The organism is uncultured Fibrobacter sp. (assembly GCF_900316465.1).
Classification (GTDB): Bacteria; Fibrobacterota; Fibrobacteria; order Fibrobacterales; family Fibrobacteraceae; genus Fibrobacter.
On the sequence record NZ_ONDD01000003.1, the window covers coordinates 81270 to 92480 of the forward strand.

The window sequence follows — 11211 nt, forward strand, 5'->3', positions numbered from 1 at the left end:
ACTTCTGATTTCAGAATTCGGAATTAATACTTATAATCGCCGGTCAAACGCTTCAAGAAATCGTCGCGAATCAGGGGCTTGTCGAACAGGAACCCTTGGGCGTTCTTGCAGTTGATGCCCTTGAGGTAATCGGCCTGTTCCTGGGTTTCGACGCCTTCGGCAATTACATCCTTGTTGAGTTCCTGGGCCATTTTGACCACGTTCCTCAGAACGATTTCGTCGTGGGAATCTTCTTTACCGATATTGTTCAGCAGCGACTTGTCGATCTTGACGACGCTGATGTTGTAATCCTTGAGCACGTTCAGGGTCGAATAACCGGTGCCAAAGTCGTCGATGGCCACTCCGATACCGTTCTTGCGCATGATGTCGATGAACTTCTGCATGGCGATGGAATCGTCGAAATCGGAGACTTCGGTCAGTTCGATTTCAATGTACTTGCCGTCGATTTCATGCTTGCGGAGGGTATCAAGGATGCGGTCGGCAAAGTCTTCGTTGCGCAGGTGCAACTTCGAGAAGTTCGAAGAAATGCGCACGGGGGTAATGCCGGCCTTGAGCCAGTCACCAATATCGCTACATGCGGTTTCAAAAACGTAAAAATCCAGGTCGCAGATGGTGCCTTCACGTTCCAGAATGGGAATGAAGTCCATGGGGGGGACAATGGTCTTGTGACGGACCCAACGTGCCAAGGCTTCGGCACCATTGATTTGCTTGTTGTCGAGGCAGACCTTGGGCTGGTAGAATACCACCAGTTCGCGGTTTCGCATGGCGTTGTGGAATTCAGCCGAGATTTCCCTTTGGTGGATCGACTGAATCTGCATTTCCTTGGTAAAGTACACCACGTCGCGGGTTCTGATGATTCTTGCTGCCTGCATGGCGGTCGCGCAGTTGTTCAGGGCGTCGCCGACAATGACGTTTTCTTCGATGGGGTAGACGCCAATGCGCGCCTGGAGGCGGATGTTCATGGGCTTTGGACCCTGGTTTGCGGTCAGTTCGCAAACGGTGAACTTTTCAACAAATTCTTTATGATGGGCTTTTTTGGTCAAAACAAAGAAGTTGTCGCCGCCGAGACGGGCAATCAGTTCCGTGTTGTCGAGGAACTGTAGAATCTGCTTGACGTACATCTTGAGGGCGAGGTCGCCTATATTGTTGCCCATGGCCTTATTGATGTACTTGAAATTCTTGAGGTTTATAAAGTGGGCGGTGTAGTCCTTGAGGTTGTCGCCAATGAACTGCTGGGTAAATGCAAAGATGCCGGCTTGGTTGTATGCCCCGGTCATGGGGTCCGAAATGGCCGCTTTGCGGGTGTTGCCCATGAGCCGAGCGCGGCCCGAAAGAATAAAGAAGTCCCAGCTGAGGAGTTGAATAATCTGTCTTTCGCCGTCGGTAAAGGTGTGCCCCTGGATCGGGTGGGCCTGGAAGGTGAAAGAACCCTGCTCGCCGGTAGTCATGGTCTCGGAAAAATCCGGGTTAGTGGGCTTTTCGGGGAGGACGGCCTTGTCGTGGTAGGCGGTAAATTCCCCAGAAATGCCGTTGGGGGCAAACTGGCTAACCGGTGCGTAGAAAAGGCAGTTTACATAGCCGATATTTGCGTTTTTTGCGAGCGGGGGCAAATTTCGGGCTAATGTGGCTAGAATTTCCTCTGTACTAAAGACAGGTCCCAAAAGCTTGGACCTAAAATCAAGATACATACTATTATACAGCGGAATATCCATTAAATCCTCAACATACCAAAACCGCGCCAAAATTACAAAAAAAGTACATTGGCTGCAAGTTTATTTTGGCGGAGAACCGCCAAAATCGGTTGTTACCCCTTCAATATATCTTTTTTTTCCGAGAAAAGTGCTCTATATCACATGCAAAAAACAATGAAAAATGTTAGCTTAATCTAACTAGGGGCCGGCAGGGGCAGTAATGAATAAAAAACATTTCAAAATGGCCCTTTTGGATATTCATCCCTCTCACTTTTCTATCTTTACGCTCGCATTTAAAGAGGTAACCTCCTATGAGTAATGAGGCAGAAAAGCCGAATTTCATTACGACTTCTCTTGACTTTCTCGTCAATTGGGGCCGTACGAACTCCCTATGGCCGTTTCCGTATGGTACGGCATGCTGTGCAATCGAATTCATGAGTACCGAAGTGGGCCGCTACGACTTGTCTCGTATCGGTTCAGAATACGTTCGCTTTACGCCGCGTCAGTCCGACGTGCTGCTTGTGGCAGGAACGATTTCTTATAAGCAGGCTCCGATTCTCAAGCGCATGTACGAACAGATGGCAGAACCCCGCTGGGTGATCGCCATGGGTGCTTGCGCCAGCTCTGGCGGTTTCTATGACTGCTATTGCACGGTGCCGGGCATTGACCACATTATTCCGGTAGACGTGTATATCGGTGGCTGCCCCTCCCGCCCGGAAGCTTTCTTCGAAGCCATGTTTGACCTTCAGAAGAAGATCAAGGACGAATCTTATATGAAGCAGCGCGCTGAACGCGTGAAAGACCAGCTCGAAATGATCAAGGCGAAGACTGAACAGGCGAAGGCGGAAGCCCGCGAGTTCGCTCGCGAAAAGACTGCCGAACTCAAGGAATTCGTGGCTGAAAAAGAGCAGGAACTTGTTAAGAAAGCCCAGTTCTGGAAGGAGTAATGATGGAATCCGTGATTGACATTCTAGAATCCAAGTTTGGCGCCAAGCGTGATGAAAAGGCCAAGTGGGATACCTGCGTGGTGGTTCCCAAGGAATACCTGCACAATGCGGTCGAATTCTTGAAGAATGATCCTTCGATGCAGTTCGATATGCTCCTTGACCTGGCTGGTATCGACTATCTGACTTACCCGAACCATGAAGGTCCTCGCTTTGCAATAAGCTACGCCTTCAAGTGCACAAAGAAGCCGGGCTCTCGCGTCCGTCTTAAGGTGCTGGTCAGCGAAGCCGACCTGAAGGTTCCGACTATTACCGACCTCTATGCAAGCGCCAACTGGCTCGAACGCGAAGTTTATGACCAATACGGTGTCAAGTTTGAAGGCCACCCCGACCTGCGCCGCATTTTGAACCATGTTGAATTTGTGGGCCACCCGCTCCGCAAGGATTACCCTGCCCAGAAGCGTCAGTGGCTGTCGACGACCGATTTCTTGATTCCGGAACTGGAAAAGCGCCTGGAATCCAAGGGCTACAGGATTGTCCAGCGTTCTAAGGAAATCATGCCTGTCGAAGAAGAATACCTTGAAGGGAGTATCAGAGAATGATCGTACTTGACCCGAATGGCGAAAAAGTAAACCTGATGGCCCTGAACGTGGGCCCGACGCATCCGGCGACTCACCACTGCGTGCGCTTGCTGGCTGCCCTCGATGGCGAAACCATCGTGGCCGGTGTCCATGAAATCGGCTTTATGCACCGCGGCTTTGAAAAGATGGTCGAACGCGGCACCTGGCAGCAGGTGATCCCTTACACCGACCGCTTGAACTACTGCTCTGCAATGATGAACAACATTGCTTTCTGCCGCGCTGTCGAAAACATGTACGGTATCGAAATCCCGGAACGCACCAAGGTGCTCCGCGTGATTGTGAACGAACTCTCCCGTATTAACGACCACTTTATTTGCGTGGCTGCCGCATTCCAGGACTTGGGCGGTACGACTCCGTTCATGTACGCCTTTAACCCGCGTGAAGAAATCATGCTGATTTGGGAAAAGCTCACGGGCGCACGCCTCACCAACAGCTTTGCCCGCATCGGCGGCCTCTACCGCGACAGCTACGACGGCTTCGAAGAAGACGTGCTCGCCGCTTGCAAGTCGGTGGAAAAGGCCCTCAAGGACCTGCATGCCTGCTTGGACCGAAACCGTATCTTCCTTGACCGTACCGTGGGCGTTGGCAAGATTTCTGCCGAACGCGCTATCAGCTACGGCTGGACCGGTCCGTGTCTCCGTGCTACAGGTGTCGAAAGCGACCTCCGCAAGGACGAACCCTACTACGACTACGAAACCTACGACTGGGAAGTCGTGGTCGGCACGCAGGGCGACGCCAACGACCGTCTGCAGGTGCGTCTCGCTGAAATTGAAGAATCTGTGAAGATTGTGCGCCAGGCCCTGAAGCGCCTCGCTCCGGGCCCGGTCGACATTGTCGACCCACGCATCCGCGTGCCCGCGCACAAGCTTGCCTACCAGGACATGGAAGCCCTTATCGGCCGCTTCAAGAGCGTGTACGAAGGCATCCGCGTGCCCGAAGGCGAATACTACTGCGCAAGCGAATGCGCTAACGGCGAACTCGGCTTCACCATCGTCTCTGACGGTAGCGGCCACCCGTACCGTATCAAGGTGCGTTCCCCGTCGTTTGCCCATGTGTCTGCATTTAACGAACTGGTCGAAGGCCTTACCCTTGCCGATTCTATGGCAACACTGCCTGGCCTCAACATGATTGCTGGAGAACTTGACCGATGACACAACATATTCAAGGTGCAGTTCAGTTTGTATCGAATAACCATTTGAAGTTCGACGGTCCGAGCGAAGCCATTCCGGCCCTTCCGGATCCGGCGCAGACCTTTGGCCACGTGCACAAGGCTGTTCCGCAGCCGCCGACCAAGGAAGTGCTCGCCAAGCTCGACACTCCCGAAATCAAGGAACGTTGCGCCGACTTGCTCAGCCGCTACCCGGTGGGCCAGGGTGCCCTCCTTGAAGTCCTTTGGCTGGTGCAGGGCGTGTTCGGCTGGGTTCCGACTGAAGGTATCCGCTGGGCTGCAAATGTTTGCGGTTGCGCTCCGGCTCACGCTCTCGGCGTCGCTACTTTCTATACCATGTATAACCACGCTCCCAAGGGCAAGTTCCTGTTGCAGTTCTGCCGCAACATCAGCTGCGCTATCAAGGGTGCCCAGCCGCTGATCAAGTATGTCGAAAACAAGCTCGGCATCAAGAGCGGCGAAACCACTCCCGACGGCATGTTCACGATTCTTCAGGTGGAATGCTTGGGTAGCTGCGGCAACGGCCCCATGATGCTGGTGAACGATGACTTCGCCACCGACGTGGTCGACGGTCAGCTCAAGATGAAGCGCGGTACGACTCTTACCGAAGCAAGCATCGATCGCATTATCGATTGGTGCAAGGCTCACGCCAACAACATGCCGAAGCACGACGTGCTCGGTGGTGTGGTGAAGGGCCACGGCGGCCACCCCGGTGCTCCGGGCGCTACGGCTAAGCCGCAGGTTGCTGACTACGCTCCTCCTTCTCCGGTCTTGAACGTGAAGGCAGAAGCCGACGAAAACGGTGCCACCCTCACTTGGAAGGGCGCTCCTGAATTCACGAAGCTTGTCGTCGAAAAGAAGGATGGCAGCAACTGGGTCGCTGTGGGCGAGCCCGGCGTGAAGGACAAGGCTTTTGTCGATGCAAGCGGCAAGGCGGGTGATGTCTATCGCATGATTGCAACTTCCGGTGAACGTACGGCTAAGCCTTCCAAGGAAGCCGTCACCACCCAGAAACCGGCTCCGGTTGAGGAGGCTAAGGCTTAATTATGGCAGAAGCAATTAAAGTTTGTACGCAAAACTTTGGCAAGGGTGCCCAGGACATTGAAGTCTACAAGAAACTGGGTGGCTATGCCAACATTTCTGAACGCTTGTTCAACATGAGCCAGTTCGAAGTGATTGACTACGTGCAGCGTTCCGGTCTTCGCGGCCGTGGCGGTGCAGGCTTCCCGACCGGTATGAAGTGGAGCTTTGTTCCGCGCAATTCCGGCAAGCCCGTGTATATCGTAGTGAACGCTGACGAAGGCGAAGGCGGTACGTTTAAGGATCACTTCCTGATGATGGAAGATCCGCACCGTTTGATCGAAGGCTTGATTATTGCAGCTTGGGCTCTCGGTAGCCGCGCCGCATATATCTACTGCCGTGGCGAATTCCTGCCCTGCATCGAAAGCTTGAACAAGGCTTTGAACCAGGCATACGCCGCCGGTTACCTCGGCGAAAACATTTGCGGAACCAAGTTCAGTTTCGATATCTTTGTTCACCGTGGCGCTGGCGCCTACATTTGCGGTGAAGAAACTGCTTTGATTAACTCCCTCGAAGGCCAGAAGGGTCAGCCCCGCCTGAAGCCGCCTTTCCCGGCAGTGAGCGGTGCATGGAAGTCTCCGACTTGCGTGAACAACGTCGAGACCATCATGGCTCTCCCCTGGATTTTCCAGCATGAACCCGAAGAATACGCCAAGATGGGTACTCCCCGTGCCGGCGGTACCAAGGTGTTCTGCATCTCGGGCGACGTGAAGAATCCGGGTGTGTACGAAGCTCCGCTCGGCACTCCGATGATGACGATGATTAACGAATACGCCGGTGGCGTCGTAGGCGGAAACCTGAAGGCTGTCTTGCCGGGTGGTTCTTCTTGCGCTCCGCTGAACGCTGGCGAATGCGCCGTTGCTACCATGGACTACGAATGCCTCGCTTCCATGAAGACGATGTTCGGTTCGGGCGCCATGATCGTGATTAACGATACTCACAATATGGCTGAACTCCTGAACGTGCTCGGCAATTTCTACAGCCACGAATCTTGCGGCCAGTGCACTCCGTGCCGCGAAGGTACGGGCCTGCTGCACCGCATTCTGAACCAGATTGTGGACGGCAAGGGCCACGATGGCGACGTGGAACTGATGCAGAGCCTCTCTGGCGGATTTGGCGGCGTGACGATTTGTCCGCTTTCCATTTCTCTCGGTGGCCCGGTGAACAGCTACACGGCAAAGTTCAGAGCTGACTTTGATGAATTGATTGCAAAGAACCCCGAACATGCCAAGCCGCGTGTTCAGGAAAACTATCGTCCTGGAATTTTCTGGTAATAATATGAGTAACTACTATAACATGCCGAAACTCCCGACTGAGAACAGCCCGAAGGTGGAAATCTTCGTGGACGACAAGCCGGTGATGGTTCCGGGCGACACGAACCTCCTCGAAGCCCTGAAGGCTGTCGGGATTGAAACTCCTCACGTATGTTACCACCCGTATTTGCCGGTGTCCGGTAACTGCCGCCAGTGCCTGGTGGAACAAGAAGGCCCTCGCGGTCGCATGCTGGTGATTGCATGCTACACGCCGGTCGCTCCGGGTATGAAAATCTACACGCCGGCATCCAGCGCCCGCGTGAAGAACGCCCGCAAGGCAACCCAGGAATTTATGCTGGTGAACCACCCGCTTGATTGCCCGATTTGTGACAAGGCCGGTGAATGCACCCTGCAAGAAAACTACATGGAAGCAGGCCAGAACGAATCTCGTATGCGTCCTGAATATGGCAAGAACTACCACGGCAATCCGGAACATCAGTTTATTGATGCCAAGGGTCAGGTGCGTGGCGGTAAGCATGTGGACCTTGGTCCCCGTGTTTTGCTTGACGAAGAACGTTGCGTGCAGTGCGACCGTTGCGTGCGCTTTATGCGTAGCATCGCCGGTTCCGAACAGCTGCAGCTTGCTGGCCGTGCTGACCATACTTACATTACGACCTTCCCGGGCGAAAAGCTGGATCACGAATACGACTTGTGCGTGACCGACGTTTGCCCGGTGGGCGCCATGACCGCGAAGTACTTCCGTTTCCAGAAGCGCGTTTGGCTCTTGAGCCACACGCCGACGGTTTCGATGGATGACTCTCTCGGTGCAAACATTTGGCTGGATCACGCCGACGGTCACATTTACCGCGTGATGCCGCGTTGCAACCCCGAAGTGAACCGCAGCTGGCTTTCGAACACCAGCCGTCTCGCTTTCCAGAACTTCGACAAGAACCGCTTGCCGGCTATGGGCTTCCATGTGATTCAGGAAGCTCTCGCCGAAGTCAAGAAGGTTGGGGGCAAGGTCGCCCTCGTTGCCGGTGGCTCTTGCACCATCGAAGATCTCGCCGCACTCCGCATGCTCAAGGATAGCCTGGGCGACTCCGCCGAACTTTTCGGCGGCACCTTCAAGAAGGTGGGTGCCCCCGACGGAATTGCCATGAGTGGCGATCCGCTCGCTAACCGCGCTGGCTTCAAGCTGCTCGGCATTCCTGACAGCAACCTCGACGATCTCGTGAAGCGCGCTTCTGAATTCAAGGTGCTCTTGACGGTGAATGCAGATCTCTTTGGCGAAGGTGGCTCTGCCGTTTCTTCTCTCGAAAAGATTGCGACCCGTATCGTCTTGTCTGCTTTCAACGACGCTACCGCCAACAAGGCGACGCTTGCTTTCGGTATTCGTCACTGGAGCGAAGTTCAGGGCACTATGGTGAACAGCCTGAATATTCTTCAGAAGCTTTCTGCCTGCCCGGTTTGCCCCGATGAAAAACTTCGCCCGGCTTACGACGTTCTCTCCGAACTCGCCGGCAACAAGTTCGAAAGCGCATTCGACGCCTTCAAGAAGGCTGGTGAATACGCAAGCGTGCTTGCAGGACTTTCTTACGATACCATCAAGAATACAGGTAAGTTGCTCGAAGGAGGTAACGCCTAATGGATATCATCGAATCCAAAACCTGGGTGGAATGGGTCATTACCATTGCGAAGTTCGCCTTCTGCTTTGTTCCTGTCCTTTACATCCTGTTGTTGATTCCTATGGAACGCCGTGGCGCCGGCTTTATGCAGGATCGTCAGGGACCGAACCGTTCCTATATCAAGATCCCCTTCTTCGGTAAAATCCGCGCGTTCGGCTATGTGCAGAACATGTGCGACGGTACCAAGCTTTTCTTCAAGGAAATGTTTGCTCCGACCGGTTCCAAGAAGTTCCTCTACTACGTGGCTCCGGCTATTCCGTTTGCCATCGTGTTCTTAAGCCCGTGTGTGATTCCGTGGTTTGGCCCGATGGTCTTTGAATGGGGTGGCAAGGTGGTCCGCATTGCAGGTCCGATTCTCGATACCGAAGTGGGCATCCTGTTGCTTTTCGGTTTCAGTTCGCTTTCTGCCTACGGTGCCGTTCTCGCAGGCCTTAGCTCCCGTTCCAAGTACAGCTACCTCGGCTCTCTGCGTACGACTGCAATGACGATCAGCTACGAAGTCTGCCAGGGCCTTTCCATGATGGGTCTCCTAGTGCTCGCAGGTTCCTTCAGCCTTACCGATATCGTGACTTGGCAAGAAAACCATGTGTGGGGCATTGTCGCTCAGCCGGTGGCTTTCTTCTGCTTCTTGATTGCGACGATTGCCGAAACGGGCCGCGCTCCGTTCGACGTTGCTGAAGGTGAACCGGAACTCGTTGCCGGTTACCACACCGAATATGGCGCCATGCAGTTCGGCCTGTTCTACATGGGCGAATACTCCCACATCTGCATTAGCAGCCTTTTGGTGGCAACCCTCTTCTTGGGTGGCTACTCGGTTCCGTTTGTATCGACTGCAACTATTCAAACCCACATGGGTGGCTCCTTGGCCATTCTTTGCTGGGTGCTTGCATTCCTCGGTCTTGCATTCCTCCACATGATTTACCGTTACTCTCGTAAGCTAGCCGCTTCCAAGCAGAGCAACAAGATGGAAATCCTGCAGGAATACAAGCTCTACAAGGCGATTGCATGGGTTGTTACCGCAGCCTTCATTGCCGCCGGCGTTTGCTCCTGGCTCTACTACAACCCGGAATACTCCATGGTTAACGGCGTTGTCGTGAATAGCCTGGGTGCCGCTCTCGGTACTGCCGCCATTCACCTGCTGGTGCTCCTCGCCAAGAGCGTGTTCTTCTGCTGGGTGTGGATTTGGGTCCGCTGGACGCTGCCGCGCTTCCGCTATGACCACGTGATGCATCTCGGCTGGAAGATCATTTTGAACATCGCTATTTTGAACCTCGTCGTGACCGCCGTGGTCGCGAAGCTGATGGGAGGTAACTAATGGCCCGCGTTATTAAGCAAAGACCCATGAACTGGGTAGAACGCCTCTACATTTTCGAGGCCATTCGCGGCTTGTGGACAACGCTCAAGCATGCGGCCCGCGGCCTGTTCCGCTACGAAGAACTTCCGACGATTTCCTATCCGGAAGGCCAGCCCGAAGTTCGCAGAAGCTACCGCGCCAAGCATCGTCTGATGCTCCGTGCCGACGGCACGCCCCGTTGCGTAGCCTGTGGCATGTGCGCTGCGGCCTGCCCTGCCCATTGTATTTATATCGAAGCGACCGCCAGTGACGATCCGCGCATCGAAAAGAAGGTCAAGCGCTTCGATATCGACCATTTGACTTGCGTGTTCTGCGGCCTTTGCGTTGAAGCCTGTCCGGTCGATGCGCTCCGTATGGATACCAAGGAAATCATCTTTGAACACCGTACCCGCGACGAATTCGTGGCAACCCTCGAAACTCTCACGAGTTGGAATCCGAAGGATTACCCCGATGACGCTCAGAGCCAAGTGGCTCCGGGTGGTACCAAGAATGCCGAGGCCCGCAAGGTCTGGGGAATGGAGGTTAAAAACTAATGCTAGCCTTGATTTACTTTATCATTCTTGCCGTGGTTGCCGTGGGAGCCGCCCTCTGCGTGTTCCTTTCGAAGCATCCGCTTTACGGTGGTCTTTCTCTCGTTTTGACCATGCTCTCGCTCGCTGGCATTTACGGCCTTCTGGGTAGCCCCTTCATCGGTGTGGTACAGATCATGGTCTATGCGGGTGCTATTATGATGCTCCTCGTGTTCGTGATTTCGGTCTTGAACGCGGCGAAGGACAACAAGACTCCCATGTTTGACGGCGTCTCGATCTTTGTGATTATCGGCGTACTCGCGCTTGCCGGTCTCGTCGGTTTTGCCCTGGTGCTTTCGCCCATGGGTTTCGACGTCACGACGCTTCGCGGCTCTGTCGAAATGACTTCTTCGAACCTGTTCAATACGGCCCAGGATGGTCCCGGTTACTTCGTGCTTTTCGAAGTGCTCGGCCTGTTGCTGCTTTCTTCGATGGGCGCTGCCGTGCTTATGGCTAAGAAGCGCCTGGGTACTGACGAAGCTGTCGCCGAAGAAAAGGAGGAAAAGTAATGGAACTCCAACCGATTTATATTCAGATTCTTGCCTTGGTGCTCTTTACCATTGGCCTCATTACGGCTCTTGCTCGCCGTAACGTGTTCTTCGTGCTCATGGGTGTCGAACTTGCCCTGAATGCGGTGAACCTTTCTTTCGTGGGCTTTGCAAAGACGCTTCCTGCCGAATTGAGCGTGGCCGGCCAGATTGTGCCGCTGTTCTCGATTGCGGTTGCCGCTGCCGAAGCTTGCGTGGGCCTTGCACTCGTGATCCTCATTTTCCGCAACCGCGAAAGTGTTGATTCCGATAACTATTCTAACATGAAGGGGTAAGCA

11 protein-coding genes are annotated in these 11211 nt (G+C 54.1%); 10 read left to right on the forward strand and 1 reads right to left on the reverse strand.

From position 1 onward, the window contains the following. Nucleotides 1-23: 23 nt before the first annotated feature. Complete coding sequence (locus QZN53_RS01875) at nucleotides 24-1610, reverse strand: bifunctional diguanylate cyclase/phosphodiesterase (protein WP_163437068.1); 1587 nt, start codon at nucleotides 1608-1610, stop codon at nucleotides 24-26. A 392-nt stretch (nucleotides 1611-2002) separates the two neighbouring features. On the opposite strand from QZN53_RS01875, the gene nuoB reads away from it, so the two are divergent. From nuoB to nuoK, 10 genes are read left to right on the forward strand one after another with little or no spacing between them, the layout of a single operon-like run. Beyond that, on the forward strand, nucleotides 2003-2638 hold the full coding sequence (gene nuoB, locus QZN53_RS01880) for an NADH-quinone oxidoreductase subunit B (protein WP_163437070.1): 636 nt from the start codon (nucleotides 2003-2005) through the stop codon (nucleotides 2636-2638). Next, a complete protein-coding gene (locus QZN53_RS01885) occupies nucleotides 2638-3237 on the forward strand; it encodes an NADH-quinone oxidoreductase subunit C (protein WP_163437072.1) in 600 nt (199 codons plus the stop codon). Before nuoB ends, QZN53_RS01885 begins: the two co-directional genes overlap by 1 nt. Then, nucleotides 3234-4427, forward strand: coding sequence for an NADH-quinone oxidoreductase subunit D (locus QZN53_RS01890; protein ID WP_163437073.1), 1194 nt, complete (start codon nucleotides 3234-3236; stop codon nucleotides 4425-4427). The genes QZN53_RS01885 and QZN53_RS01890 overlap by 4 nt, the downstream gene beginning before the upstream one ends. Then, nucleotides 4424-5488, forward strand: coding sequence for an NAD(P)H-dependent oxidoreductase subunit E (locus QZN53_RS01895; RefSeq protein ID WP_163437074.1), 1065 nt, complete (start codon nucleotides 4424-4426; stop codon nucleotides 5486-5488). Before QZN53_RS01890 ends, QZN53_RS01895 begins: the two co-directional genes overlap by 4 nt. A 2-nt stretch (nucleotides 5489-5490) precedes the next feature. Further along, nucleotides 5491-6798 carry an NADH-quinone oxidoreductase subunit NuoF gene (gene nuoF / locus QZN53_RS01900; protein WP_163437075.1) on the forward strand — a complete coding sequence of 436 codons (1308 nt, stop codon included), beginning with the start codon at nucleotides 5491-5493 and terminating at the stop codon, nucleotides 6796-6798. A gap of 4 nt (nucleotides 6799-6802) precedes the next feature. Next, on the forward strand, nucleotides 6803-8422 hold the full coding sequence (locus QZN53_RS01905; protein ID WP_163437076.1) for a 2Fe-2S iron-sulfur cluster-binding protein: 1620 nt from the start codon (nucleotides 6803-6805) through the stop codon (nucleotides 8420-8422). After that, nucleotides 8422-9777: a complex I subunit 1 family protein gene (locus QZN53_RS01910; RefSeq protein WP_163437077.1), complete on the forward strand. Its 1356-nt coding sequence runs from the start codon at nucleotides 8422-8424 to the stop codon at nucleotides 9775-9777. Before QZN53_RS01905 ends, QZN53_RS01910 begins: the two co-directional genes overlap by 1 nt. Then, nucleotides 9777-10349: an NADH-quinone oxidoreductase subunit I gene (locus QZN53_RS01915; protein ID WP_233144223.1), complete on the forward strand. Its 573-nt coding sequence runs from the start codon at nucleotides 9777-9779 to the stop codon at nucleotides 10347-10349. Before QZN53_RS01910 ends, QZN53_RS01915 begins: the two co-directional genes overlap by 1 nt. Then, nucleotides 10349-10894 (forward strand): NADH-quinone oxidoreductase subunit J, encoded by a 546-nt coding sequence (locus tag QZN53_RS01920; RefSeq protein WP_163437078.1) that lies wholly within the window; start codon nucleotides 10349-10351, stop codon nucleotides 10892-10894. The genes QZN53_RS01915 and QZN53_RS01920 overlap by 1 nt, the downstream gene beginning before the upstream one ends. Further along, nucleotides 10894-11208 carry an NADH-quinone oxidoreductase subunit NuoK gene (gene nuoK, locus QZN53_RS01925; protein WP_073055866.1) on the forward strand — a complete coding sequence of 105 codons (315 nt, stop codon included), beginning with the start codon at nucleotides 10894-10896 and terminating at the stop codon, nucleotides 11206-11208. The genes QZN53_RS01920 and nuoK overlap by 1 nt, the downstream gene beginning before the upstream one ends. Nucleotides 11209-11211 lie beyond the last annotated feature (3 nt).

Bases quoted from the DNA above. Each gene is read 5' to 3' on its own strand.
- nuoB (WP_163437070.1), top strand. From the start codon at position 2,003: ATGAGTAATGAGGCAGAAAAGCCGAATTTCATTACGACTTCTCTTGAC.
- QZN53_RS01885 (WP_163437072.1), top strand. From the start codon at position 2,638: ATGATGGAATCCGTGATTGACATTCTAGAATCCAAGTTTGGCGCCAAG.
- QZN53_RS01890 (WP_163437073.1), top strand. From the start codon at position 3,234: ATGATCGTACTTGACCCGAATGGCGAAAAAGTAAACCTGATGGCCCTG.
- QZN53_RS01895 (WP_163437074.1), top strand. From the start codon at position 4,424: ATGACACAACATATTCAAGGTGCAGTTCAGTTTGTATCGAATAACCAT.
- nuoF (WP_163437075.1), top strand. From the start codon at position 5,491: ATGGCAGAAGCAATTAAAGTTTGTACGCAAAACTTTGGCAAGGGTGCC.
- QZN53_RS01905 (WP_163437076.1), top strand. From the start codon at position 6,803: ATGAGTAACTACTATAACATGCCGAAACTCCCGACTGAGAACAGCCCG.
- QZN53_RS01910 (WP_163437077.1), top strand. From the start codon at position 8,422: ATGGATATCATCGAATCCAAAACCTGGGTGGAATGGGTCATTACCATT.
- QZN53_RS01915 (WP_233144223.1), top strand. From the start codon at position 9,777: ATGGCCCGCGTTATTAAGCAAAGACCCATGAACTGGGTAGAACGCCTC.
- QZN53_RS01920 (WP_163437078.1), top strand. From the start codon at position 10,349: ATGCTAGCCTTGATTTACTTTATCATTCTTGCCGTGGTTGCCGTGGGA.
- nuoK (WP_073055866.1), top strand. From the start codon at position 10,894: ATGGAACTCCAACCGATTTATATTCAGATTCTTGCCTTGGTGCTCTTT.